The 24,595-nt window shown below is 59.8% G+C and carries 20 protein-coding genes; 9 read left to right on the forward strand and 11 right to left on the reverse strand.

Translation table 11 applies throughout. From position 1 onward, the window contains the following. Positions 1-191: 191 nt before the first annotated feature. Together I6J72_RS06145 and I6J72_RS06150 are read left to right on the forward strand one after the other, a co-directional pair. A complete protein-coding gene (locus I6J72_RS06145) occupies positions 192-734 on the forward strand; it encodes an HNH endonuclease family protein (RefSeq protein ID WP_204100325.1) in 543 nt (180 codons plus the stop codon). Positions 735-780: 46 nt separating this feature from the next. Further along, complete coding sequence (locus tag I6J72_RS06150) at positions 781-1,224, forward strand: DUF2269 domain-containing protein (protein ID WP_204100326.1); 444 nt, start codon at positions 781-783, stop codon at positions 1,222-1,224. Between the two features lie 153 nt (positions 1,225-1,377). Here I6J72_RS06150 and I6J72_RS06155 read toward each other — a convergent pair whose 3' ends face one another. From I6J72_RS06155 to I6J72_RS06180, 6 genes are all read right to left on the reverse strand, one after another. Then, positions 1,378-3,354, reverse strand: a complete 1,977-nt coding sequence (locus tag I6J72_RS06155) for a DEAD/DEAH box helicase (RefSeq protein ID WP_204100327.1) — start codon at positions 3,352-3,354, stop codon at positions 1,378-1,380. A gap of 242 nt (positions 3,355-3,596) precedes the next feature. Then, on the reverse strand, positions 3,597-4,775 hold the full coding sequence (hutI, locus tag I6J72_RS06160; RefSeq protein WP_204100328.1) for an imidazolonepropionase: 1,179 nt from the start codon (positions 4,773-4,775) through the stop codon (positions 3,597-3,599). A gap of 21 nt (positions 4,776-4,796) precedes the next feature. After that, the gene (locus I6J72_RS06165; protein WP_039674909.1) at positions 4,797-6,473 is read right to left on the reverse strand and encodes a urocanate hydratase; all 1,677 of its coding nucleotides are present in this window, start codon (positions 6,471-6,473) and stop codon (positions 4,797-4,799) included. Between the two features lie 251 nt (positions 6,474-6,724). Continuing rightward, positions 6,725-8,278 (reverse strand): histidine ammonia-lyase, encoded by a 1,554-nt coding sequence (hutH, locus tag I6J72_RS06170; protein ID WP_204100329.1) that lies wholly within the window; start codon positions 8,276-8,278, stop codon positions 6,725-6,727. 251 nt (positions 8,279-8,529) lie between these two features. After that, positions 8,530-9,258: an IclR family transcriptional regulator gene (locus I6J72_RS06175; protein ID WP_204100330.1), complete on the reverse strand. Its 729-nt coding sequence runs from the start codon at positions 9,256-9,258 to the stop codon at positions 8,530-8,532. 15 nt (positions 9,259-9,273) lie between these two features. Next, positions 9,274-10,620 (reverse strand): YjiH family protein, encoded by a 1,347-nt coding sequence (locus I6J72_RS06180; protein ID WP_204100331.1) that lies wholly within the window; start codon positions 10,618-10,620, stop codon positions 9,274-9,276. Positions 10,621-10,927: 307 nt separating this feature from the next. On the opposite strand from I6J72_RS06180, the gene I6J72_RS06185 reads away from it, so the two are divergent. The 5 genes from I6J72_RS06185 (at position 10,928) to I6J72_RS06205 (ending at position 17,344) form a co-directional block, all read left to right on the forward strand. Beyond that, entirely contained in the window at positions 10,928-12,316 is a 1,389-nt protein-coding gene (locus I6J72_RS06185) for an amino acid permease (protein ID WP_204100332.1), read from the forward strand. 2 nt (positions 12,317-12,318) lie between these two features. Next, positions 12,319-13,278: a formimidoylglutamase gene (gene hutG / locus I6J72_RS06190; protein WP_204100333.1), complete on the forward strand. Its 960-nt coding sequence runs from the start codon at positions 12,319-12,321 to the stop codon at positions 13,276-13,278. Positions 13,279-13,330: 52 nt separating this feature from the next. After that, positions 13,331-13,723 (forward strand): (deoxy)nucleoside triphosphate pyrophosphohydrolase, encoded by a 393-nt coding sequence (locus I6J72_RS06195; RefSeq protein WP_204100334.1) that lies wholly within the window; start codon positions 13,331-13,333, stop codon positions 13,721-13,723. Then, positions 13,720-16,836: a DUF3427 domain-containing protein gene (locus I6J72_RS06200; protein WP_204100335.1), complete on the forward strand. Its 3,117-nt coding sequence runs from the start codon at positions 13,720-13,722 to the stop codon at positions 16,834-16,836. Before I6J72_RS06195 ends, I6J72_RS06200 begins: the two co-directional genes overlap by 4 nt. Before the next feature lie 340 nt (positions 16,837-17,176). Further along, positions 17,177-17,344, forward strand: a complete 168-nt coding sequence (locus I6J72_RS06205) for a hypothetical protein (RefSeq protein ID WP_204100336.1) — start codon at positions 17,177-17,179, stop codon at positions 17,342-17,344. Here the strand turns inward: I6J72_RS06205 and I6J72_RS06210 are convergent. Together I6J72_RS06210 and I6J72_RS06215 are read right to left on the reverse strand one after the other, a co-directional pair. Next, on the reverse strand, positions 17,341-18,180 hold the full coding sequence (locus I6J72_RS06210) for a MurR/RpiR family transcriptional regulator (protein ID WP_115021685.1): 840 nt from the start codon (positions 18,178-18,180) through the stop codon (positions 17,341-17,343). The genes I6J72_RS06205 and I6J72_RS06210 overlap by 4 nt on opposite strands. Positions 18,181-18,259: 79 nt before the next feature. Continuing rightward, positions 18,260-19,486, reverse strand: a complete 1,227-nt coding sequence (locus I6J72_RS06215; protein ID WP_204100337.1) for an MFS transporter — start codon at positions 19,484-19,486, stop codon at positions 18,260-18,262. 93 nt (positions 19,487-19,579) lie between these two features. Between I6J72_RS06215 and I6J72_RS13125 the strand changes: the two genes are divergently transcribed. Next, positions 19,580-20,116 (forward strand): hypothetical protein, encoded by a 537-nt coding sequence (locus I6J72_RS13125; RefSeq protein ID WP_239107532.1) that lies wholly within the window; start codon positions 19,580-19,582, stop codon positions 20,114-20,116. A gap of 11 nt (positions 20,117-20,127) precedes the next feature. Here I6J72_RS13125 and I6J72_RS06225 read toward each other — a convergent pair whose 3' ends face one another. From I6J72_RS06225 to I6J72_RS06235, 3 genes are all read right to left on the reverse strand, one after another. Beyond that, positions 20,128-20,979, reverse strand: coding sequence for a hypothetical protein (locus I6J72_RS06225; RefSeq protein WP_204100338.1), 852 nt, complete (start codon positions 20,977-20,979; stop codon positions 20,128-20,130). 73 nt (positions 20,980-21,052) lie between these two features. Then, the gene (locus I6J72_RS06230; protein ID WP_204100339.1) at positions 21,053-21,928 is read right to left on the reverse strand and encodes a DNA primase; all 876 of its coding nucleotides are present in this window, start codon (positions 21,926-21,928) and stop codon (positions 21,053-21,055) included. Positions 21,929-21,988: 60 nt separating this feature from the next. Then, positions 21,989-23,698 carry a carboxylesterase/lipase family protein gene (locus tag I6J72_RS06235; protein WP_204100340.1) on the reverse strand — a complete coding sequence of 570 codons (1,710 nt, stop codon included), beginning with the start codon at positions 23,696-23,698 and terminating at the stop codon, positions 21,989-21,991. A gap of 103 nt (positions 23,699-23,801) precedes the next feature. On the opposite strand from I6J72_RS06235, the gene I6J72_RS06240 reads away from it, so the two are divergent. Next, on the forward strand, positions 23,802-24,521 hold the full coding sequence (locus tag I6J72_RS06240) for a hypothetical protein (protein ID WP_204100341.1): 720 nt from the start codon (positions 23,802-23,804) through the stop codon (positions 24,519-24,521). The last annotated feature ends 74 nt before the right edge of the window (positions 24,522-24,595 follow it).

The raw sequence follows: 24,595 nt of genomic DNA on the forward strand, positions 1-24,595 counted from the left end.
TTTCCTTTCTTTAAGCAGTGTCAGCAGGTGCGATAAGTTTTGACTCTTTCTAAGAAAGGTCATGTTTATTATTAACCTTCATTTGATTGTGTCAAGTTTTATTAATCCCCCGCACACCTTCCCTTCATCTCCACGCTTCTCGACATCTCTCTACAGGGAACCTCTCAACGTTGCACACAGTCTAAATGGTCATGGACCTGCGTACGGCCTATTTCGGCCTCCTTTCCCTAGCCACACTCACCTATGCCGGATACCACTTCTTCCCCGGCCCCAACCTAGGAGTGGCCACAGTCCCGGCACGCGTATCAACGCCGGGTTATGAACGAGCTGACTTTGGTGGTTGGCTGCCCGGCACACGCGAGGCCATCAAGGACACCCAAACCATTAACGGCATTCTTTATGACCCATACTCCAGCGGCCCTGCCCCGGACCGCGTTGAAGTGGACCACGTCTTTCCGCTCTCCGCGGCATGGGACCTCGGTGCATCGACGTGGACAAGAGAGTACAAGCTAGCGTTTGCTAACGACCCGCTCAACCTTGTTGCCACCGCCCGAACTCTTAACCAAGCAAAGTCAGATTCATTGCCTGGTGACTGGCTTCCACCAGCGGATCGCTGTGACTATTCACGCAGGCTCGCTGCCGTTGCGCGGAAGTATGAGCTACCGCTCCCCGCCCGTGACTACGAGGCAATGCGCCATCAGTGTCGATTCGATTTCATCACGGAGCGTCGTTAGACTTTCGCAGGGAAACCCATGACCAGAAAGGTAAAGACTTCTCCTCATGACTAGCTTGCTCATCTTCCTCCACGCCTTCGCCGCCATTTTGTTGGTCGGTACCGTGTGTGTCTCCACTTCTGCCTTCCCCGGCCAACTTGAAAAGGCCGCTGCTGGCGATGCGTCCGCTGCTGGCGCAGCGGGCATCCTCAACAAGATCACCTCGACGTATGGCTACATCTCTGCCATCGTTCCGGTAATCGGACTAGCTGTCTTCCTTACTGACCTTGACGCCTATAAGTCCCAGGTCCAGTTCCACATTGCCCTTCTGCTCTCCGTTATTGCCTGGGTCATTCTGCTCGTCGTGGTTATCCCGAAGCAGAACAAGGCTATGGCTGCGATTGCTGGCCCGGGCAGCGCCGATGTGGCCAAGCTGAAGAAGCAACTGGCTATGTTCTCCGGTATCTTCAACCTGCTGTGGGTTGTCTGCGCCATCCTGATGTACGTGTAACTCACTTTTAGAGTCCCAGGACAGCACACCGAAAACGCACAACCTCCCGAACTCACGAAAGTCTGCTCAGAAATCCTATCTGGGCTAAGACTTTCGCAAGTTCGGGAGGTTTTCTGTGTCGGCACGAGCACGTGCACTAGCGCCGACAGTTACTTAGTCGCGCCAACCTCCGCGGCCGCCACGTCCACCGCGGTCGCGGTCGCGATAACCACCACGGCCGCCACGTCCACCGCGGCCGCCACGATCATCATCGAAGTTACGGCGCGGCGGGCGGCCAGTATCCTTCTGGATCTTGATCAGCTGGCCGGAAATGCGGGTGTCCTTGAGACGGTCCAGAACAGCCGGGTCCAGATTCTTCGGCAAATCCACCAGGGTATGGCCCACCGCAATGGTGATTCGGCCGAAGTCCTTGGAGGTCAAACCACCTTCGTTAGCCAGCGCACCAACGATGGCGCCTGGGCGCACGTTCTGGCGCTTGCCCACGTCCAGACGGTAGGTTTCGAAGTCGCCGTCTGGGCGGCGCGGGCCTCGGTCACGATCTCGTCCACGGCCACCGCGGTCGCGGTCACGGCCGCGGTCACGCCCGCGGTCATCGCGGTCGAAGCGTTCGCGCTCGCGACGATCCTTCTTGGTCATTGGGCGCTCCTTGAGCAGGAACTCCGTCCCGCCCTGTAGCTGCACGGCCAAGGCCGCAGCGATATCGTCCATCGCCACATTTTCAGCGGCGGAGTATTCGCGCACCATGTCGCGGAAGAACTCGAACTGCTTGTCCTCCTGCGAGGCGCCGATGGAAGCGAAGAACTTCTCCTTGCGCTTGGTGTTGACCTCATCCGCGGTCGGAAGGTCCATCTCCTCCAAGCGGGCGTTGGTCACGCGCTCAATGGAGCGCAGCATGCGGCGCTCACGCGGGGTGACGAACAGGATGGCCTCGCCCGTGCGGCCAGCACGGCCGGTACGGCCGATACGGTGCACATAGGACTCGGTGTCATTCGGAATGTCGTAGTTGACCACGTGGGTAATGCGGTCCACGTCGAGGCCACGCGCGGCGACGTCGGTCGCCACGAGAATGTCCAGGCGGCCATCCTTGAGCTGGTCCACGGTGCGCTCACGCTGTTGCTGAGCGATATCGCCGTTAATAGCGGCAGCGTTGTAGCCGGCCTCCTTGAGGCTGTCGGCCACGTCCTCCGTCGCGTGCTTGGTGCGACAGAAGACGATGATGGCGTCGTAATCAATGACCTCGAGGATGCGGGTAAACGCATCCATCTTGTGGCGGTGCGGGGTCAGCAGGAAGCGCTGCGTGATGTTGTCATTCGTGCGGCGCTCCGACTTCACAGTGACCTCGGCCGGGTTGTTGAGGTACTGCTTGGACAGGCGGCGAATCGAATTCGGCATGGTGGCCGAGAAGAGTGCAACCTGCTTGTCTTCCGGGGTGTCCTCAAGAATGCGCTCGACGTCTTCCTGGAAGCCCATGTTGAGCATCTCGTCCGCCTCATCGAGGACGAGGAAGCGCAGCTGGGAGATGTCCAGGGAACCCTTCTCCAGGTGGTCGATGACGCGGCCTGGGGTGCCGACGATGATCTGGGCACCGCGGCGCAGCCCGGAGAGCTGAATGCCATAGGCCTGGCCGCCGTAGATGGGCAGGACGTCGATGCGGCCCAAGTGGTCGGCGAAGGACTGGAAGGAGTCCGCGACCTGGAGGGCCAGCTCGCGCGTGGGCGCGAGAACGAGTGCCTGCGGGTAGCGGGCCTTGGTATCGATCTGGGAGAGAACCGGCAGCGCGAAGGCTGCGGTCTTACCTGTACCCGTCTGGGCGAGGCCGACGACGTCGCGGCCCTCCATGAGGATCGGGATGGTTTCTTCCTGAATTGGGGATGGCTTGGTAAAGCCCACCTTAGCTACGGCTTCCTGAACGTCATCAGGCAGACCGAGGTGCGCAAAACCCTGGGAGTTGTCGTTGGCTGAAGTTTCTTCAGCGCCGGTGTCCTCAGGGTTATTCGCAGCCCCGGTGTCCTGGCTAGAAGCCTGCGAAGCGTCCTGCGCTTCGCCACCTTGCGAGTTTTCCTGAGATTCCGACTTATTGAATTCTTCCGGCTCGTTGACGCCGCCGGTGGCGTTATCGGTAATGCTCATTGCTTAGACCAGAGTACGGCACTGCGGTGAGATTATCTATTCCTCCCCGCAGCCTGCCGCTACCCCCATGCTGCTCCCCACTCCCTCGTGGGCCTTACCCAATCCCTAGAGTACGCAGGTCCCGAAAGACCAAAGGCACCATACTAAAGGCACCTTTTACCGCCTTCGACACCTAAACCCCAGGTCGACGTATACGGTTTTCTTCATAAGGTGCCCCTCATATGGTGCCTTTGCCCACGGGGCTAGACCTCGCGACCGCCCACGAAGGTCTTGAACGTCATCGGCATGCCCGGCCGGTAGGCCAAGTGGATAGCGCTCGGGGCATCGAGGACATGGAGGTCCGCAGCAGCGCCGACCACTAACGAGCCCTTGGCTGGACGGCCCTGCGCGTCCTTACCTTCACCACCATCCTGGCGACGCAGCGCGGTCGCACCACCCCGCGTGCCGGCGGCAATGGCCTCGTCGAGGGTGAGATGCTGCTGGAGCACAGCTGTGGTCACACAGAAGTTCATCGAGGACGTGTACGACGTGCCGGGGTTGAGGTTGGAGGCGATGGCGACGGTCGCGCCGGCATCGAGAAGCTTGCGCCCCGGGGCCAGTGGCTCGCGGGTCGACAGATCACAGGCCGGCAACAGCGTGGCCACCGTCTCGGAGGAGGCCAGCGCCTCGATATCAGCATCGCTGAGGTAGTTGACGTGATCCACGGAGGCCGCGCCCAACTCCACGGCGAGCGCCACACCAGGACCCTCACCGAGTTGGTTGCCATGCACGCGCACGCCGAGTCCGCGGGCTTTGCCTGCCTCCAGCACGCGGCGCGACTGCTCCTCGTCAAAGGCGCCGCGCTCACAGAAGACGTCGATCCACTGCACGTGTTCGGCGACACCATCGAGCATCGGGCCGACGACCTCATCGAGGTAGGTTTCCGCTTCCGCTCCCGGCGGCACGAGGTGCGCGCCGAGGAAGGTGACGTCATCGACGTGGCGGGCGGCTACCCGAGCGGCCTCAATCTCGGACTCAGTGTTGAGGCCATAGCCGGTCTTCGTCTCCAAGGTCGTCGTACCGCCACGGTGTGCGGCCGCAATGCGTTCCACGAGGAGCTTTTCCAGACGCTCCTCCCCCGCCGAGCGGGTGGCATCCATGGTTACGGCGATGCCGCCGGCTTGGTAAGACTCACCCGCCATGCGGGCTTCGAACTCAGCGGAGCGGTCGCCGTCGAAGATCATGTGCGTATGGGAATCCACCCAGCCCGGCAGAACTGCGCGCCCGCCAAGGTCAACCTTCTCGTCCGCGGCCGGCGCCTCGGACGCCGGCCCGATCCAGGCGATGGTGCCTTCGGTGTTGGCGATAAGGGCGGCGTCGGCAAGCGTGCCGGCCTCCGACACCGTACGCAGCTCTGAGATTCCAGTAAACAGGGTGGACATGATCTTCTTTTCCTCTCGTGTCTAGTCGCGGGCCTTGAATTCCATCGGGATACGCACGCCGCGCTCGTCGGCGACTTCCTTGGCGCGAGTGTAACCGGAATCCACGTGGCGGATAACGCCCATGCCCGGGTCGTTGGTGAGCACCGCGCGCAGCTTGGCGGCGGCCAGCTCGGTGCCATCGGCCACGGTGACCTGACCGGCGTGGATGGAGCGGCCCATGCCCACGCCACCGCCGTGGTGGATGGAAACCCAGGTGGCACCGGAGGAGACAGCGGTCATGGCGTTGAGCAGCGGCCAGTCGGCCACGGCATCGGTGCCATCGAGCATGGCCTCGGTCTCGCGGTACGGGGAGGCCACCGAGCCGGAGTCCAGGTGGTCACGGCCGATGACGATCGGAGCCTTGATCTTGCCTTCCTTGACCAAGTCGTTGAAGAGCAGGCCGGCCTTGTGGCGCTCGTTGTAGCCCAGCCAGCAAATACGTGCGGGCAGGCCCTCGAACTCCACGTACTCCTCGGCGGCATCGAGCCAGTTGTGCAGGTGCTCGTTGTCCGGGAAGAGCTCCTTGAGCGCCTGGTCGGTGACCTTGATGTCCTCCGGGTCGCCGGAAAGTGCTGCCCAGCGGAAAGGTCCGAGACCCTCGCAGAAGAGCGGGCGGATGTAGGCCGGGACGAAGCCCGGGAACTCGAAGGCGCGCTGGTAGCCGGCCTTGCGGGCCTCGTCGCGGATGGAGTTGCCGTAGTCGAAGACCTCAGCGCCCTCGTCCTGGAATTCCACCATGGCCTGGACCTGGGCGGCCATGGCCTCGCGAGCCTTCTTGGTGAAGGTGGTCGGATCCGCCTTGGCCTCGTTGTGCCAATCCTCCACCGTGATTTCGGTGGGCAGGTAGCTCAGCGGGTCGTGCGCGGAGGTCTGGTCCGTGACGATATCCACGGTGAACTCGCCGGCGCGCTGACGACGCAGCACCTCCGGGAAGACCTCGGCGGCGTTGCCCACTAGACCGACGGACAGCGGCTTCTTGTTCTCCTTGGCGTCCAGCACCAGCTTGAGCGCCTCATCCAGGTCGGTGACGACCTCATCGAGGTAGCGCTTGTGCTGGCGGCGCTTCAGACGGGTCTCGTCCACATCCACGATGAGACAGGCACCGCCGTTAAGGGTGACGGACAGCGGCTGTGCGCCGCCCATGCCGCCGCAGCCGCCGGTCAGGGTGAAGGTGCCGGCGAGCGTGCCATTGAAGCGCTTCTTGGCCACGGCCGCGAAGGTCTCAAAGGTTCCCTGCAGGATGCCCTGGGTCGCAATGTAAATCCAGGAGCCGGCCGTCATCTGGCCGTACATCATCAAGCCCTCATCCTCGAGCTGGCGGAAGTGCTCCCAGTTGGCCCAGTCACCAACCAGGTTGGAATTCGCAATGAGCACGCGCGGTGCCCACTCGTTGGTCTTCCAGATACCCACCGGCTTGCCGGACTGCACCAAGAGGGTCTCGTCGGACTCGAGGTCCTTGAGAGACTCCACGATGGCATCGAAGGCTTCCCAGCTGCGGGCAGCACGCCCAGTGCCGCCGTAGACGACGAGGTCCTCGGGGCGCTCAGCAACCTCAGGATCAAGGTTGTTCATGAGCATGCGCAGCGGGGCTTCGGTCTGCCACGACTTGGCAGTGAGTTCAGTTCCGCGCGGGGCGCGTACTTCGCGGGGTTCAGACATGACTTCCTTTCGCTCGTGCTTCTCGACGCCCTCCCAAGCCCCAGGCCGGTTTCCCGGGGCTGTCCCTGAAGGCTTGGTTGGCGTCACACAGGACAAGGTACTGTGACCCACGCCTATCTTCCAGGCCACATTTTATCCACCTGTCTCATATGCCAGACTGTCGAGCGACCGGTGCTTGGGGGCGGTGCGCACAGAAAAGGCCCCCATGGACCGTGCGGAACCTAGCATGACCACGGGGGCCGGGGTGGCGCTTAGCGCAGCGAGCCGACGACCTCCTCCACCGCAGCCACGAGCGCGCCTTCCTTGACTAGGCGCACGGTCTCCTCAATCTCCGGGCTCAAGTAGCGATCTGTGCCCGGGCCCTGCACGGTCTTGCGGAGGGCGGCGATAACCGCGCCAGTCCCCTTGGCCGGCTCACCCTCGCGCATATCGATAGCGCGGGCGGCAGTCAGAATCTCGATGGCAAGCACACGCTGCAGGCCGTCGACAGCCTTGCGCAGCTTGCGCGCACCAGACCACCCCATGGACACGTGGTCTTCCTGCATTGCCGAAGACGGAATCGAATCCGCCGAGGACGGGGTAGCCAAGCGTTTGAGCTCAGAGACGATGCCCGCCTGCGCATACTGCGCAATCATGTGGCCAGAATCTACGCCTGGGTCATCGGCCAGGAAGGCATGAAGGCCGCGGTTGCGGGCAACGTCGAGGAAACGGTCCGTTCGACGCTCAGAGATAGAGGCCAGGTCAGCCACCACAATCGCCAGGAAGTCCAGCACGTAGGCCACCGGCGCGCCGTGGAAGTTGCCGTTGGAGACTACGCGGCCGTCCTTCGCCACCACCGGGTTATCGACGGCGGCGGCAAGCTCACGTTCAGCTACCAGCGCGGTATGCGCCAAGGTATCGCGGAAACCGCCGGCTACCTGCGGAGCACAGCGCACCGAGTAGGCATCCTGCACCTGATTCTTCTTGAATTCCTCGAGGGCAGCCTCCAGAATCGCAGAGCCCTCGGCCACGGTGAGAATGTTGGCAGCAGCATCGGCCTGACCCGGGTGCGGGCGCAGCTGTTGCAGATCGTCGGCGAAGACCACTAGGGTGCCCAGCAATCCCTCCACCGTCATCGCGGTGGCGATGTCAGCCGTCTTGGCCAACTCACGCAGGTCAGTGATAGCGAGGCAGAGCTGACCCAGCATACCATCGGTGCCGTTGATAAGGGCCAAGCCTTCCTTCTCACGAAGCTGCAGTGGCTCGATACCGGCTGCCGCGAGGGCCTCACCAGCGGGCGTAATGTCGCCGCCGTCGACGCGCACCTCGCCTTCACCCAACAGCGCCAGGGCACAGTGCGCGAGCGGAGCCAGGTCACCGGAGCAGCCCAGGGAACCATACTCACGAACCACCGGATGAATGTTGGCATTAAGCACTGCCGCATAGGTTTCTGCTACGACCGGACGCACGCCGGTGCGGCCGGTACACAAGGTAGACAAACGCAGAAGCATAAGAGCGCGAATAACTTCGGTCTCTACCTCCGGACCAGTACCTGCGGCATGGGAGCGCACCAGGGACAGCTGCAGCTGCGCGCGCATCTCCTCCGGGATGTGGCGGCGCGCCAGCGCACCAAAACCAGTGGAGATTCCGTAAACCGGCGTCGGGTCCTGGGCAAGCTCTTCTACACGGTCGCGCGTGGAGGCAATACCTTCCAGCGCTTCCTGGGAAATCTCTACCTTCGCGACATAACGCGCAACGGCCACGACCTCCTCAATGCTCAGGGCACCGATGCCCACGGTCACGGTGGAGGGATAAGAATTAGGCATTAAAGGCTCCTTCACGTATCGCTGCGCACCAAATACCCTGCCAATGGCCGCCAAGGGTGACCAAAAGCTCGGAGTATACAGACACACAGCACAATGTATTTGCGGTCACACATACGTATGTGCTTTCACAAGTTTTCAGAATATAGTGATACGCGCTACAGCCTCACGCGTTGCGCTCATAGTACAACAGCCACCTCGGCTCGCACACCTGCTACACCTCCGCGCAGTGTCCGTGCACGGGTTAACGCAGCTTAACGCCGGCCATACATCCGCTTCGCCACCTGCGCGGCGGCGGCTTTAAGCTCGTGGGCCACTGCGGAGGCGTCGGCAGTACCTACTGGATAGGTCACCGCCAGTGCTGCTGCGGGCCTGCCTACATGGTCAACAATCGCCACCCCAACCGAGGCCTGCCCGCGGGCGACCACCTCAACCTCTTCAGCCCAGCCTCGCTCCCGAACGTCACGCAGTATGGTCTTAAACTCTCCAAAGCTAAGCGCCCCAGCCGAATAGGCCGCACGCCATTCGGCTTCCGGAAGCACCGCGAGCATCGCTCGCCCCGAGGCGGTGCGCTGTGCTTGGAGGCGCACTCCCCTTTCCGTCACCAAGGACATAGCCTTTGGCGCTCGGACCTCATTGAGGTACAGGATCTCCGACCCCGCTAGGCGCGACAGGTGACCGGAGCCATCTACCTTGCTAGCAATGCGTTCCAGATGCCCCTGCGTTGCCCGAACGAGGGGCTGCTGCGTGGCATAGGCAGCCGCCATGGAGTAGGCCGCAAGGCCCAATCCATAGGTTTGGTTCTCCGGCAGGTGCACCACAAATCCCGCGTCCACCATCTCTTTGAGAAGGTGATAGGTAGATGAGCGTGGCAGGTCCAACTCGCTGCGGATCCGCGCCGCGGAAATGGGGACATCAATGGTGGATAGCAGCCGGAGGACTTCCAGCGCATTGCGCGCGGCCGGAACGCGGGAGTTACTCATAGCGCGACAGTTTAGCTAGGTCACGAGGAAAGCAATCGGCGTGGCAATGATGATGGTGAGGACCACGCGCTCGAACCAGATAACGACCAGGTGCCAGAGCTTGATAGGAATCTTGGTGGCCAGAATGCACGGCACCAGTGCAGAGAAGAAGATGATGGCAGACACCGCTACCACGCCGATGACGAATTTCAGCGTCAGGCTGGGGGAATCCGCCACCATGGTGGCCGGCAAGAACATTTCCGCAATTCCCATCGCTGCAGCTTTACCTGCTAGTTCGGGCTCTGGGAGCTGCACAATCCACGCGAAGGGGTAGAACACATAGCCCAACCAATCGAAGAGCGGCGTGAATTTAGCCAGCAGCAGGCCGATGAGGCCGACCGACATGATGGAGGGAACAATGGCTGCGGCCATGCGCACGCCATCGCGCAGGTTCTCCCAGATGGCAGCGCCCAACGACGGTGCGCGGTCGAGCTGCAACAGCGCTTCCCTCCACGCTGCCTTGAAGTAGTTGCCTTTGACCGGCTTCTCCGGATCCGGCGTTACGCCGGAAACATACTCGTTGGGAATGGTGCTCAGCGGCGGAATCCACACGGTGATAGCGGTAACGAGGAACGTCACCACCAGGGACACGGCAAAATAGATTCCCCACATGCCCATCAAGTCCAGCTGCTTGGCCACGATGACCATAAAAGCTGCAGACACCGTGGAGAAACCCGTCGCGATGATGGAGGCCTCACGCGCCGTGTAGCCGCCACGCTGGTACACGCGGTCAGTAATGAGAATGCCCAACGAGTAGGAACCCACGAAGGAGGCAACGGCATCGATGGCGGAGCGCCCCGGCGTGCGCCACAGGGGCCGCATGATGGGCTGCATGAACACGCCTACAAACTCCAGCAGACCATAACCAATGAGCAGGCCAAGGAAGGCACCGCCAATGGGAACGATGAGCCCTACGGGCGTGGCGATGGAGTTCCACAGGAAGGGAACAATATCCTCGTTGCCCAACACACCAGGCAGTGTTCCTAACACCATAAGGAAGGACACCACCATGCCCACGACGTTGAGCACGGTGAACACCGCCTGCAGGGCACCTTCCCGCCAGTTCTTATTCACAATGCTGCGCACAGTGCCATAGACGGCCAGCGCCAAGATGATCCACGGCACCACAGCCTCCGCGTGTGTACGGATGATGGTGACCATATGGTCAAGCGGAATCGACTTCTTCCCGCCGTAGCTGACGGGGAAAAAGAAAACGAAAGCTCCGATGGCGCTGTAGACAAACAGCCGCCACAGCCCCTTCTTGGTGGGCGTGGCCTCTTCGGGCTCGTAGAAGGCGTCAACAAGGGCGTCTTCGTTCTTCATTTTTTACCTCACGGTATGGGCGACAAATTACACGTCTCTAGCACGGCAGGCGGACCAACAACGCGCGTTCCAACGACGCACAGTGCGGGATGAAACGCCAACCATGCCCACGCAACAGCCACACGCGGGTCACAAAGATACTAACCACAACTTTCTTAAATGTCACTTAGATCACCCCCGGACATCTAGTGAAAGACATGTCACCTGGCTGAATTTCATTGAATTGACCCCACGCGGTAACTAGAGGAAAGTAGCTCTCAGACGCATTTTTCACTCGCATTCTTCACGAAGGAGGAGGACGGCCACCGTGCCCGAGACCACCACCCAGCGCAGAGGCCTTAAGCACCGTCACCTGCACTTCATCGCACTCGGCTCCGCCATCGGCACCGGCTTGTTCTACGGCTCCGCCAGCGCCATCCAAGCTGCCGGCCCCTCCGTGCTGCTGGTCTACCTCCTCGGTGGCGCCGTGGTGTACTTCCTCCTGCGCGCACTCGGAGAAATGTCCGTTCACCACCCCGTCACCGGCTCCTTCGCCGAATATGCCCGCGCCTTCCTGGGCCCCTGGGCGGGCTATATTACCGGCTGGATGTTCGCCTTCGAGATGGTCATCGTGGCCTTAGCGGACCTCACCGCCATCGGCGTCTATATGCAGTTCTGGTTCCCTGGCTCACCACAGTGGGTCTGGGTAGCCGCCACCTTGCTCCTCGTCGGCGGCGCGAACCTCGCCACGGTCAAAGCCTTCGGCGAGCTAGAGTTCGCCTTCACCATCGTCAAAGTCGGCGCGGTCGTCGCGATGATAATCGGCGGCGTAGCCGTCTTGGTCTTCGGCCTCTCCACCGCGGAGACCACCGGCCCTGCCAACTTAGTCAATGACGGTGGTTTCTTCCCCAACGGCCCCTCCGGCATGATCGCCTCCTTCATCCTCGTTCTCTTCGCCTTCGGCGGCACAGAAATTGTGGGCGTGGCCAGTGCGGAGGCCGAGGAACCGGAGAAGTCCGTCCCCAAAGCCGTCAACACCATCCCTGTGCGCATCCTGCTGTTCTATGTGCTGGCCATCCTGGTCATCCTCATGATTAACCCCTGGCGAACCATCACTGGTGAGGAAAGCCCCTTCGTCCAAATTTTCTCCACACTGGGCGTCACGTGGGCGGCAGCCGCACTCAACGTCGTGGTCATCACCGCTGCTGTCTCCGCCATCAATGCCGATCTCTTCGGTGCCGGCAACGTGCTCACCGGCCTGGCACACCACAACCTTGCTCCCAAGGTCATGGCCAAGAAAACACGCGGCGTACCGGTGATAACCATGGTCATTTTGCTCATCGTCATGGTCATCGGCACGGCCCTCAACGCCTTTATCCCCGACAACGTCTTCGAGGTCATCGCCTCCCTGGCCACGTTCGCCACCATCTATGTCTGGCTCATGATCCTGCTCGCCCACGTGGCTTCCCGTAAGAAGATGTCGCCGCAGGAACGCGCCAGCCTGGCCTACACGGTTCCCTTCTGGCCGTGGGGACAATACTTCGCCATCGCCTTCATCACGTTTACTTTTGGCATCATGGCATGGCAGCCGCAGTACCGTCCGGCCCTCGCGGTAGGCATTGGCTTCATTATCCTTATGACCGCCGTCTTCTACCTCACCGGCCGGCGCAATCACGCCGCTGCGTACACCGAACTCAGCTCCGTCCCGAAAGGATAACCATGAACAGCGTTGATGCCCCCGCTTACTCCCCTGCACCCGAGTGGTCTGGCCGCTCCGATGGCCCCGGCCCGGAGCACGCGCGGTGGCACAGCGTGATTCGCCCCCTCGACGTGGACAACCCACAGGCGCAGCCCGGCGTAGCACTGCTGGGCTTCGCCTCCGACGAGGGAGTTGAGCGCAACCATGGCCGCCCCGGCGCGGCCGCGGGCCCGGAGGCACTGCGCAACGCCCTAGGTTCCCTTGCGGTGCACCATGAGCATGTGCTTTACGACGCCGGCACGATCACCACCCAAGACACCGACTTGGAGGGCGCCCACGAGCGCCTCTCCACGTCCGTGGAAGCCCTATCCGCTGCTGGCCACCTTCCCATCATCTTGGGCGGCGGTCATGAAACAGCCTTCGGTTCCCACCGCGGTGCCTTCCGTGCGAAGGGCCCGCTGAAGATCATCAACCTCGATGCCCACTTCGATCTGCGTACCGCAGACGTGCCTACCTCGGGCACGCCGTTCAAGCAGATTTCTGAACTCGTTGGCCGCCCCGATTTCGACTACACCGTCCTGGGCATTTCCCGCCCCAACAACACCAAGGTTCTCTTCGACGAAGCCGCCGATCTCGGTGTCACCATCTCCCTCGACGAGGAACTCCTCACCATGAACGTGGAGCAGCTCCGTGCCCACGCCGAGCAGCTCTGCGCCGGCACAGCCCCCATCCATCTCTCCATTGACCTGGATGTCCTCCCCGCCGCTCAAGCCCCAGGCGTTTCTGCACCTGCAGGACTCGGCGTTGACCTTCCCATCATCCGTGAACTCGCCGTTTCCATCGCCGCCACGGGACGCCTCGCGCTTGTCGACGTCGTCGAGCTCAACCCCTCCTTCGACCTCGACAACCGCACCGCCAAGCTCGCCGCCCGGCTTATCGACGACATCGTGACCGCGCACTTTTCTGCGGTTTCGGACTAAACACAAGCCGCGCTTTCTGGCTAAGATTCGGGCCAGCCGGCATACTGGTCCCATGAGTTCTCCAATTCGTGTTGTCGGCGCCATCTTCGTTGATGGTGACCGAGTCTTAGCGTGCCGCAAGGCCCCGGGAAAATCCCTGGCCGGCATGTGGGAATTCCCCGGTGGAAAGATCGAGCCGGGCGAGACTCCACAGGATGCCTTAGCACGCGAGTTGGCAGAAGAACTTTCCCTTACAGCGACTGTCGGTGACAAAGTCACCACGACGGTCCACACTTATGAGTTCGCTACCATCGAGCTCACCACCTTCCTGTGCACCATCCAATCCGGTGACCTCGTACTCACCGACCATGACGCCACCCGGTGGGTCACCGCCGCCGAAGCCCAAGAGCTCGACTGGGCTCCCGCTGACATCCCCGCTGTTGAGCTCATCTCCTCCCGCCTATGACCCCTCACGATCTGCTGCCTTTCGGTATTTACGAAACCCCCATCACCGCCCGTATTCACGAGCGAATCAAGGAGACCCAGCGAGCCATTCCCACCGCGGCTTCCGGAATTACCGAAGCTACCACTAAGGATGTCGACCCCAGATTCGCCACGGCGGTATCCCAACACTTCGCACGGGTCATTGAGCAACGGCTCCTCGAGATTAAAAAGCCGGAAGAACGCGTCGCTCTCATCAACAACCTCGCACAGCACCTTGGCGCGGACGAGAAAGTATCAGCTGAACAGTTGCTTTATGCCATGTACAGGTCTGAGCTCACTGAACCGCCTGTCTTGCCCGAAGTTTCTCTGAACTCCAGCGCACTTTTCACCAATAGCGTGGACGACACCAACATGTCGGTGGAGATTGCCCGCGAGATTCGTACTGCCGATTCCGTCGATCTGCTCTGTGCATTCATCAAGAACTCCGGAATTTCGGCCATTAGTGATGAACTGGAGTACCTACGCGATCACCAGATCCCCCTTCGAGTCATCACCTCAACGTATTGTGGTGCGACTGAAGCCGCTGCTGTACGCCGCCTTGTCGAGGACTACAACGCTGAAGTCCGTATCTGCTACGAGCACAAGACCACCCGTTTGCATGCAAAGGCGTGGCTCTTCCGCCGCGAGTCTGGATTCGATACCGCCTTCATCGGCAGTTCTAACCTGTCCCGTTCTGCGCTTGTCGACGGCTGGGAGTGGAACGTTCGCGGCTCCCGCTCTACTACTCCGGAGATCATCGAGAAGTTCATCAAGACTTTCGACAGCTATTGGCACGACAATCACTTCAAGCACTTCGACCCGGAGCGTGATTACGAGCGCTTGCAAGAGGCACTTCGCGGCGCAAAGTTCCTTGAAGCGAAACAGGACGAGAAGCTCGAGCTATCGGGTCTGCGTGTCGAGCCCTACCCCTACCAGCAAGAGATGCTTGAGGCATTGCATTCGGAACGAGCAGTGCACGGCCGACACAAAAACCTGCTGATTGCGGCTACCGGCACTGGTAAGACCGTCGTCGCAGCCTTAGACTATCGCCAACTCTGTGCGGAGTTTGGGCGCCGTCCACGTCTTCTGTTTGTGGCTCACCGCAGGGAGATCCTCCAACAAGCTCAGCGCGCGTACCGGGAGGTACTCCAAAGCTCCGACTTCGGTGAACTGCTTGTTGGAGGCGAGGAGCCTCGCCGCTGGGACCACGTCTTCGCAAGCATTCAATCCCTCCACGGCGATCGCCTGACACGCATAGCTCCTGGCCACTTCGACGTCATCGTGATCGATGAGTTCCACCACGCAGAGGCCACGACCTACCGAAAGATTCTCGATTACGTCCACCCTCAAGAGCTCCTCGGACTCACGGCAACGCCCGAGCGCGGAGATGGCGAAAACGTCCAGAAATTTTTCGACTACCGCGTGGCCCATGAACTACGCCTCTGGGATGCGCTGCGCCTACAGCTACTCGCACCTTTGCATTATTACGGGGTCGATGACGATACCGATCTGACGAGCCTGACGTGGAACCGAGGAAAGAAAGACTACAACAAGACAGAGCTCAGCGAGTTTTATATTAAGGCTGGAGAAAAGCGCACCCGATTCATCATCAACGAGCTCAAACGCCGAATCTTCGAGCTCTCCGAGATGAAGGCCCTCGGTTTTTGTGTTTCGATCGCCCACGCCGAATACATGTCGGAACAATTCAATGCTTTTGGTATTCCTGCTTTAGCGGTAAGCAGCAAGCAAAGTACTGAGGAACGCAGAAGAGCTATTGCACAGCTGCGCGATGGCGACATCAAGATCATCTTTGCGGTCGACATTTTCAACGAGGGTGTCGACATTCCTTCCATCAACACTCTCCTTCTCTTACGCCCAACTCAGAGCCCGGTTCTTTTTGTTCAGCAGCTGGGCCGCGGACTGCGCCTTAACCAGGGTAAAGACGCATGTATCGTGTTCGATTTTCTCGGACTCCAGCACGAAGAATTCGACTTCGAAGAACGCTTCAAGGTACTGACCGCTGCCCGCGGCAAGAGCTTCATCAAAGAAGTCGAGCAAGGCTTCCCCACTGCGCCACCGGGCTCCAACATCACGTTGGATCGTATGACGACAGACCGCGTTTTGGCCAACGTCAAGCGCCTGGCAAGAAACTCTGTCAAAAAGATCCGCTCACAGATTAGCGAACACGGAACTATTGACCTTGCAGCTTTTCTTCGCGAGTCCAACATTCCTTTAGAGGACATCTACCGCAGGAAAGGAATCTCCTGGACTACCCTCCTTCGCGATGAAAAGCTTCTACCTGCGTCCGATGAGGACTGCGAAGAAGCCTTCCTCCTGAGCCGTATCCGAGTACTCCTCCACATCAATGACCCTGACCGCGTAGCAGCCTACAGCCGACTCATGGAAGCGGACGGGCCCTCAGAACAAGACATGACTGAGCGTGAAAAGCGCTACGCCACGATGCTCGTTCTGGCACTATGGGCGAATTCCAATACAGCCATCCCGGCTTCTCTGGATGAAGCGCTCGATACCGTGCGTTCCCATCCCGCATTCGTCAACGAAGTCAATCAAGTCATGCAGATTGCGCTTGAAGCATCCCGCGTGATTCCCCAGCAGTCTTCTCACAGCGTGCTTGAGACGCATGCAGACTATAGCCTTGCTGAGCTTGTCGGCGCTTTGGACGAAGGCCCGCTCAAAAAGCTCGCCAACCTTCCTCGCGAAGGAGTCAAACGCTTCGACACCTCGAACACTGATCTCTTCTTGGTGACTTTCCAGAAAGATGAGAATGTAAGTGCTTCAACGAATTACCGCGACTACCCCCTATCTCCGGATCGGCTTCACTGGGAGTCCCAATCCACGACCACTCTGAAATCGGCGATGGCCAAGCGCTACATTGAACATCAAAAGCTCGGCGGACACATCATCATCGCTACTCGCTTCACCAAGAAGAATAGGGTGGATACCGCCGCAGCGTACACCTTCCTCGGCAACGTTGACTATGTAACGCACCGCGGCGAAAAGCCCATCCAATTCGAATGGAGCCTACGTCGCGACATGCCTAAGAAGTTGTATGCAGCAGGACGGACTGTCGCCTAGGCCCTATTTCCCGCTTTTGGTCTAGTACCCCTCCAGGCCCCTAGATATACAAATGCAACAATTAACTCACTTTATGTAAGAAATTTCAGGAACCAACGGTTGAGCAAGTACGGCCACTCTCACACATATCCCTACCCCCTAATGCATCAAAGATTGCAGATATTCGGGTTCAATCAAGATTAAGCCACGCAGTTATGTTTGGTTTTATTGAGAACCTCACCCCCAAATGAAAGGCTCTCATAGCGTGGAATTGACTAACACCTTGGGCTAACCTAATATTTTCTTAGACGATTAGTGTCAACTAAGCGCACACCAATTGAGCAACATACGGAGGAGTGGCATGACAGCCGCCAGCGATCGTAGCCAAAAGCGATGGAGCCGCCCGAATACCGGTTTCGAGGCTTCTACCTATGGCTTCACGCGTTATCGCGAGCGTGACTTCAAGGCTGCATTGGGCCACTCCCCACGCTGGGCCGCCTGCAGCAAGCGAGCACGTACCACGCGTTAAGTCTCGAAGCCTTCGAGAATATTCTTCAGCTTCTGCTGGAACGGGGCAACATCATGCTCGTATCGCCGCTGAATCGACAGCACAATGGCATTCAACATGAGCATAGGAACCGACAAGGTGGTAAAGGTTCCTTCATCGCCACGCGGGGCGGCCAAAGTTACGACAGGTACTGGGTGAACAACGCGAAGGTCATCAGTAATGAGCAGGACCTTGCAATTGACCGCCTCAGCATAGTTCAGCAACTGACGTAGCGGCCGCGTGGAACGGCGGAAGGCAAAGACCACAAGAAGGTCTGGCTCCCCCATGCGGAGCAGCTGTTCAGCCATGTCATGGTCCGTCTCACCGGAAAGGTCATGGACAGACCGTCCCAGGCGGCGAAAGCGGCGCTCAGTCTGATCACACAGAGGAATGGAGTTGCCGCGGCCGTAGATGTAGATATCGCGGGCATTCATCACCAAATCCGCTGCTCTGTTAATAGAGTGCTGGTCTACGCTTCCCGACGCCGCGGACAGCGAATCCATCTCCTTAGACACCAGCTGCCCCAGCACTGTCTGTCCCGCTTCATTGCGGAATGCACGACGACCGTTGGAGTGCTCAGCAGCAAGGTACTGGTCATGCATCCTGCGCAATTCTTGGCGCAGCTCCAGATAACCTTTGTACCCAAGCTTCTTGGCGGTGCGGGTCACAGCAGAGCCATGGACACCGGCTTTGGCGGCAACGTCTTCGCCGCGCCACAGGGCTGCTTCTTGCGGTCGGCTGAGAATCACATCGACGACCGCCTCGTCTGCCCGACTCAGTGATGCCCGGTGGCGCTCCACCCTTTGTTGAAAATTCACACCACAAGTTTAACAAAATTTTTTTTAAGGGTGGACTCAGCTTTCGCAGCGTTGCGGCAAAAGTAGTGCTGTGCAGCGTCTATTTATACCTACGACGAAGCCCCTGCAACATAATTTTCTTATCCTGCAAGGTGTCGCGCCCGAAGCTCCACGCAAGGACACCACCAGCTGCCACAATGGCACACATACCGAAGGCCACCCCAAAGCCGAATCTATCCGCAAGGAATCCAATTACGATGGGGCCCAGGATCTGACCAAAGTCACCAGCCATCTGGAAGGTAGAAAGCACCTGCCCACCAGAACGTTTCAGGCCCACCACATCGGCGATGGCAGCCTGCTGCGACGGCACAATCAACCCTGAGGAGGCACCGGCAAAAGCGGAGAGGACGAGGAGGGCCCACACGGACGTCGCCAAGCCCAGCGTTCCGACGAACAGTGCCGAGCCCACAAGGCCCGCGAGAATAAGTGGACGACGCCCAATGCGGTCAGACCAGGAACCAGAGAACTGCAGCACAACCGCATTGCCCGCCGCGAAGACCGCCAGGGCAATGCCTGAGGCCTGGCCACCATTGTGGAAGATGGACGCCGCAAACAGTGGAAGGACTGCGACACGCACGCCCATGTTGATCCATCCCTGGGCGAAGTTCGAGGTCAGCACCGCGCGGTAGGCGGTATCACCCCAGGCCTCCCGCAGCTTCATCGGCGGAAGTCGGTGCTGGCGTTCAGCATCCGTGTCGACGGCCGGCATCAGAACCCAGACAACGAGTGCTGCGAGCGCCACGCCTAGCCCGTAGATGAAGAATGGCCACCGAAAGCCAAGGAAGGACAAACTGGCGCCAACGAGCGGGCCGATGACGTTACCCAGCAGAAAAGAGGTGGCATACGTTGCCGAGCAGCGACCACGAATCGGGGGTGGTGAGAGCTTCACGATGAGCGCCATGGCTGCCACAGTGAACATGGTGGAGCCAATACCCGCGATGGCACGCAGCACCACGATGTGCCAATACTCCTGGGCAATACCCACAAGACCTGTTGTAATCGCAACGGTTAACAACCCGGTCAGGTAGACGCCGCGCGTGCCCACGCGGTCGATGAGGCGGCCAGCGCTGGGTGCGAAGACGAGGCGGCTAGCGGAGAAAATGGAGACGACAAGGCCCGCGGCCGCCATCGACACATCAAAGCTGACGATGAACTGCGGAAGTAGGGGCGCTATCAGCCCATAGCCCAATGCGATGATGAAGCCCGCGGTGACCATCACCCAGATCTCCCGCGGAATCTTCAGTTCTTGTGTAACGCCCTTACTCATAGCGACACCAACTGTATCCTATCCCACCAAATATTCGAACACACGTTCGACTCACTGGTTCCTATGTCCGCACGGTTTTCTACTGTGAATGCCATGAAGAATTACTACAGCTTTCGTACCACGGTTCCACACTCCACCCCGTCCAGCATTGTTGCTGGAGAACTCACCGCTGACATCCTCTTTCATCACGCCGACACTCTGAACTCCGTGGAGAGCATCATTCGCCATCCGCGCTCACTGGCACGTCCCACACCGCAATGGCGGCCACCGTCAAAGTCTCTTCCCTCAGTACCCCTCCGAGACGAGGAAGGAGAAGCTACCCCACCGCTGACGCTGACTGTGTCTCGTCACCGGGTAGGGGAACGGGTGAAAGCTCGTGTGCTTGGCTTCGGGGAAAAGCGAGTCCCGTCCTACCTCATTACCGTTCGCATTACTTCCCCTACTGGCCAGCTTGTATCCCCTGCGATTGCGGAAGCGTGGGTCCGCGCGCTCGTTCCTGCGAACTTAGTCACGGCAGTACATGAGATTTCAAGCAGTAGCGCCGCGACCTTCGTCTGGCTCGTCGATAGCTCCTACACTCCAGTCCGCTCTCCTCTATCGCTCTTCGAGGGCTTCAGCCAAGCTGCTTAAGCCGTGGTCCTCTACAGGTAGCGTTGCAGTCGGCCGACAAAGTTGCGGGGAGGATCTTCATCCAAGGAAAGACTGAAGCGATCCTCTGTCAGCACACGGGCCACGGCCGACTGAGTTTCTGGGCGGTCGAACGAATTACGCACGGGCTTCGGCACGAAGCGGATAAACACGCACACCAGCACGACGGTGAAAGCCTTATCAAGCGGGTCAGAGGTCAGTACTTGCAGTAAAGTCGCCGTGGTCTCGTCATGGGTGACCAACTGAAAAAAGTTGGCGAGCTCGCGGGCGCCGCGCGGCAGATTCTGTTCCAGCGCGAACAAGGTCGACGCCAAGGACACGAGTGCCGCAACGATGCCGATTCCATAACCTGTAAACAGAGTGGAAATCATGCGTTTGAACGCACCACGGCGTGCGAGCCAGCCCACCATTATGGCCAAAATCAGCACATTGGGCAGATACGCAAGCTCCCAGGGACTGACCACGGTTCTTAAGGTCAACGACAAAACCGCTGTTCCCATGCCGAGAACCGGGCCATAAATCATCGCGACGAACACTATTCCTGCGGTGTCCATGTAGAGCGGGATGCTGAGTTCGAAGAACAACGTCGAGCCCACTATGTCCACCACGGCGGCAAGAAGGGCGTTAATGAGCGCAGGGCTGCGCCAGAGTCCGCGCTGGGAGCCAAAGAAGAGCAGGACGCTCAAAAGGCTCAAGCCCCACACCGTTGTCGGGAGGAGGGAATCAAAGGTCCCTTCAACATTCTTGAAGCCCGGGGTGAGGGTGAGGCCCCACGCCACCACAGCACAGGCTAGGCCGAGAAGAACGCAGATGCGGTGACCGCGAAAAGCCATATTAACCGGCATAGACCCTGGCTGCTCCTCATCGAGTTCAACAAATATACCCGATTATCCTAGCGTGCCCATGCCGAGGAGGCGACTAATCTTGGCTGTCGCTGTCCTCGTGGTCAATGTTGTCAACGTCATCATTGTCGTCATCGTCGATATCGCTGTCATCGTAGAGAACGTCATCTTCGTCCTCACCGTCGTCGGCACCGAAGATGTCATAGACGTCCGGCTCGTCAAAGTCGGGGTCCTCCACGCTGACCAGCTGGGATTCCCAATCCAGGGCCTGGTCAGAGACCAAGCTCAGGACGTCGAAGAGGCGATCAAAATCAGTGTAGGTGCCAAGCTCGAGCGCCTCGGCGGGAACCTCGATGATGGGAGCGAGGGTGGTGTCGTCGAACTCGCCGGCGTCGAAAAGCGCCACGCGCTCTTCCTCCCCCAGGTCCTCCACGGCGTCGTTATCCCAGAGCTCACTGATGGCCTCATCTTCAAGATCGTCGAGCTCCTCCTCGTCGAAGTCGAAGGAGAGGAAACGCACCACGGCGCTGGGTATGCCGTCAATAGTCTCCACGAGCACGCGCAGCTCGGAATCGTTAGCGACCTCCGCCACGACAAGATTAGGGTTGAACTCATCCTGGAGAAACTCCAGTTCAGCAATGCGCTCATCGGTGCCCTCAAGAAGGTCACGAAGCACAGTGACCACTTGGTCGGTAGCGATATGACGCGACACCGCTTCCACTGCGTCCTCCACAGAGAACGCAACGGAGACCAAGACGGCCTCGAAATCCTCATCATCCTCATCCACGTCCGCGGCGGCGATGTAGACGTTGGCGGCAGGGAGAATCGGGTCAATTTCTACAAACTGGATCTCCAAGTCAGAGGTGATGGGCACGAACATCACATCGTCATTGACGCGGGACTCAATACCTTCCCCGTCCAGCGCAGAAGCAATATCTTCAAAAAAGCTCATGTGATCAACATCCGTCCATGTGGCAGTGTCACCCCGGCTGCTACCAAGGCCCCACACATCCTACCCGCGATCGTGGTCATCGGGCATGAAACCCAGAAGCTTCAGGATCTCCGGGCGTCCGGTTCCCCACTCCAACATGTCATAGGACTCCCAGGCCTGGCGGCGCGTCTCCATCGGCGCCTCTTCGATATGAGGCCGCACATCAAAAATCATCGTCTCTCGCTGCGGAGCCCGGTACCGCGGCCAATCCTCACGCGGAGCGCCACCATTGATGAACGCGCTCCATTGGGCCTGCATATTCTCAGTGACCTCCTCCATATCGGAGGACTTGCCCATGGTGGTCAAAAAGGACACGCGTGACGCACCGGGATCGCCGAAGATATTCGACAGCTCCATCGAATGCATCGCCCCCAACCCCAGCCAGCGCAACGCTGCCGGCGCGAAGTCGAAACGATACATCCACGTGGGGTACCGGCGAGCATGTTCGGAGGCGACGCGGACGGTGGGGGCCCAAAAGAGGGCGTCGGTCAGCAAGTCCCCGAAGTCACTGCGCGAGACCGCCCCGCCGTAGGCCGCAACGACGTCCGGTGTACTCTCCGGGTCGAAGGACGCCAACAGCCGCAAGGCCGCACGTTCGCGGGAGCGTTGGCGTTGATAGAGGAACTTTCCAAAGCTCGCCTCACCGGAATTGGTACCGATGAGCAGCGGCACCGGGTGTTGGGCACCGTCCTCGAAAGCCTCAATCGGATGCTGCGGAATGAGTTCACCATCCACAGTGGGCGCGTAGCAGGAGTTCAGGTAAAGCAACTCGCCTGCGCGCCACATCATGGATTGCCCCGAGCGCACCAGGTCCGCAAAGTCCTCGCGGCGCAAATCATCCGCCGTGGTATCACGCGGCAGGGCCATCTTGTCCACGAGCTCGCGCGCCCAGAACATCGACTGTGCCCGGGAATGAATCATGCCAATCGGCGGCGACTGCGCAATGGCACGGTGAAAAAGGCCCTCCGCGCGGGGCACCGCCATGAGGGTCAGCACCGCTGCGCCACCCGCGGATTCGCCCATCAGAGTCACGTTATTCGGGTCTCCGCCGAAGGCAGCGATGTTGTCGCGAACCCAATCCAAAGCAAGGACTTGGTCCGCCACTGCGGGATTAGCGCAGGCCTCCCCACCCAAACTGCGCACGTCGAGGTAGCCCAGCGCACCTAAGCGGAAGTTGACGGACACATAGACCACACCCATCTGCGCGGCGAATTCAAAGCCGCGCAGCATGAGCATGTGCGAGGACCCCACGATGAAACTGCCGCCATGCAGGTAGACAACAACGGGTAGTTTCTCCGTGTTGGGAGCGGCGTCATGTTCGGTGTGTGGTCGGACGATATCGAGAGTCAAGCAATCTTCCGTGCCTTCGATGCGGTCCGTCCACGAGTAGACGGGCTGCGGGGCCACATCGCCGAACTCACGGCAGTTCCGAATCCCCTGCCATGCCGGCGCTGGGCGCGGTTCGCGGAAGCGGTACTCCCCCGCGGTATCGGCCCCAAAAGGAATGCCGCGCCACGAACGTACTGGCGTCGACAGTGGCCGGTCCGGGCGCAAGTCCTCCTCGATGCTGCCGCGTACCCACCCAGAGGACGTGAGAACCGTAATCTCATCCGCCAACGCCATCCGCGCTGCTTCCTGAGCGGCACGGGCGCGGGCGTGTAACGACTCAGCAAGCAGGCGGGCCGCAGCCGCGCTTACCTCGCGCGGCGGGAAAGGCTCGTACTCGCTCATGGCCCCTAGACTAATCCCCCAGCCTGACTCTGCGCTGGGAACAGCTTTTTCGATACGGTAGTGAACATACCGTTAACAATGTAGACGAAATCAGGTGAAGAACATGCTTGGAATTGGACAGAAGGAAAAGGACGCTCCGACCGAGGTGGAAAAGCTCGAGGTGGACGAAAGCAACCGCATTAGTCAAGGATTTCTGGCGGCCATCAACAAGGTGGTGTCGGTGCAATCCTCCATCATCATCGGCTATGTCGACCGTCTAAAGAAGAAGAATAAGGACGCATCTCCTGAGGAACTGCAGGAGCTCATTGACAAGCACTTCCTCAACATTGTCTCGGGCACCGGTGCGGCCGCAGGCGCCTCGGCCGCCATCCCCGGCATCGGGCTGGTCTCCGGTGCGGCTGCAGTAGGTGCAGAATCCCTCGTCTTCCTTGAGGCTGCTGCATGGTACATCCTGGCCTCGGCGCACCTGCGTGGCGACGACATCCGTGATGAAGAGCGCCGCCGAGCGCTCGTTCTCGTGGTTCTTACCGGTTCCCAGGGCAGTGCTTTGGTGGACACCATGCTTGGTGACGTCACCACGCTCTCCGGCATGAAGTCAGCTGCTACCCTTTCCCGTTTCTCCGGGCCGACCCTGAGCGGCATCAACGGCCGACTGACCAAGCTCTTTTTGAAGCAAGCCCGTAAGAAAGTGAAGTGGGCATGGCTGTCCAAACTCTTGCCGATGGGGGTAGGCGCAGTACTGGGAACGACTGCCAACCGTAAAATTGCCCGCCAAGTTATTAACCATGCGGGCACCCAGCTCTCCCCCCTGCAGGGGGAATAAACACGGGAAACGCGCCCCAGGGTAGTGAGCAAACTTACGTGGGCCGTATCATATGGGGAGACACCTTTCCGGGT

The sequence above is a fragment of the Corynebacterium sp. FDAARGOS 1242 genome (assembly GCF_016889985.1).
In the GTDB taxonomy this organism is placed as follows: domain Bacteria; phylum Actinomycetota; class Actinomycetes; order Mycobacteriales; family Mycobacteriaceae; genus Corynebacterium; species Corynebacterium minutissimum_B.